The organism is Paragemmobacter straminiformis (assembly GCF_014243445.1).
Taxonomy (GTDB): Bacteria; Pseudomonadota; Alphaproteobacteria; order Rhodobacterales; family Rhodobacteraceae; genus Paragemmobacter; species Paragemmobacter straminiformis.
In genome coordinates this window covers 1-1415 of sequence record NZ_JACLQD010000013.1, presented here as the reverse complement: position 1 = coordinate 1415, position 1415 = coordinate 1, and the positions used below count along the sequence as shown (strand labels likewise).

At 65.4% G+C, this 1415-nt stretch carries 2 protein-coding genes; both read left to right on the top strand.

What is annotated here, in order from left to right; genetic code table 11:
• On the top strand, positions 1-489 hold a 489-nt coding region (locus tag H7F16_RS19480), incomplete at its 5' end, for an electron transfer flavoprotein subunit beta/FixA family protein (protein ID WP_185799309.1).
• Positions 489-1415 carry an electron transfer flavoprotein subunit alpha/FixB family protein gene (locus H7F16_RS19475; RefSeq protein WP_185799308.1) on the top strand — a complete coding sequence of 309 codons (927 nt, stop codon included), beginning with the start codon at positions 489-491 and terminating at the stop codon, positions 1413-1415. The genes H7F16_RS19480 and H7F16_RS19475, both read left to right, overlap by 1 nt.

Below are 1415 nucleotides of genomic sequence, written 5' to 3'. Positions count from 1 at the left end.
GTGCATACCGACATCGAACCCCTTTCCGTGGCCAAGCTGCTGGCGGCCGTGGTCAAGGAAGAGGGTCCGGGTCTGGTGCTTTGCGGCAAGCAGGCCATCGACAATGACATGAACGCCACGGGGCAGATGCTCTCGGCGCTGCTGGGCTGGTCGCAGGCGACCTTTGCCAGCGAACTGTCGGTCGAGGGCGAGCATGCCGTGATCACGCGCGAAGTGGACGGGGGCCTTCAGACCATCAAGGTGAAGATGCCGACCATCGTCACGGTCGACCTGCGCCTGAACGAGCCGCGCTATGCGTCCTTGCCCAACATCATGAAGGCCAAGGCCAAGCCCTTGGCGATGAAGACGCCCGCCGATTACGGCGTGGACGTCACGCCGCGCCTGAGCGTCATCAAGACGGTGGAACCTGCGGGCCGCAAGGCGGGGGTGAAGGTGGGGTCGGTTGCGGAACTGATCGCGAAACTCAAAGACGAAGCGGGGGTGATCTGATGGCCGTTCTTCTTCTTGCCGATGTGAATGACGGCGCGCTGGCAACCGATGCCGTGGCCAAGACGCTGGCCGCAGTGGCCTCGCTGGGCGAGGTGCATGTGCTGGTGGCAGGCACGGGCGGCGATGCCGCCGCTGCCGAGGCGGCCACGCTGTCGGGCGTGTCCAAGGTACTGTTCGCCGAGGACCACGCCTATTGCCACGGCATGGCCGAGGCGACCGCAGGGCTGATCGTGGCGCTTGCGGGTGGGTATTCCCACATCGCGGGGGCTGCGACCGCGTTCTGCAAGAACGTGATGCCGCGCGTGGCGGCCCTGCTTGATGTGATGGTGATCTCGGACGTGACCGCGGTGATCGACGCCGACACTTTCGAGCGCCCGATCTATGCGGGCAACGCGATCCAGACGGTGAAGTCGTCGGATGCGAAGAAGGTGCTGACGGTGCGGACCGCCGGCTTTACGGCTGTCGGCACGGGCGGTTCGGCTGCGGTCGAACAACTCGCCATCGCCGCTGACGGGTCGCTTTCGGCATGGGTCGAGGACAAGGTGGCGACGAGTGACCGTCCCGAACTGACCTCGGCCGGGATTGTCGTGTCGGGCGGGCGTGGGCTTGGAAGCCAAGAGAACTTCGCGCTGGTGGAACGGCTTGCCGACAAGCTGGGCGCGGCTGTGGGTGCTTCGCGCGCGGCGGTCGACAGCGGCTATGCGCCGAACGACTGGCAGGTGGGCCAAACCGGCAAGGTCGTGGCACCCACGCTTTACATCGCGCTGGGGATTTCCGGCGCGATCCAGCACCTTGCGGGGATGAAGGACAGCAAGATCATCGTCGCCATCAACAAGGACGAGGAAGCCCCGATCTTCCAGGTCGCCGATTACGGGCTGGTCGCAGACATCTTCGCCGCCGTGCCGGAGATGATCGAGAAGCTGTGA

Excerpts from the sequence above, each read along its gene's own strand:
- H7F16_RS19475 (WP_185799308.1), top strand. The coding sequence starts at position 489 with ATGGCCGTTCTTCTTCTTGCCGATGTGAATGACGGCGCGCTGGCAACC.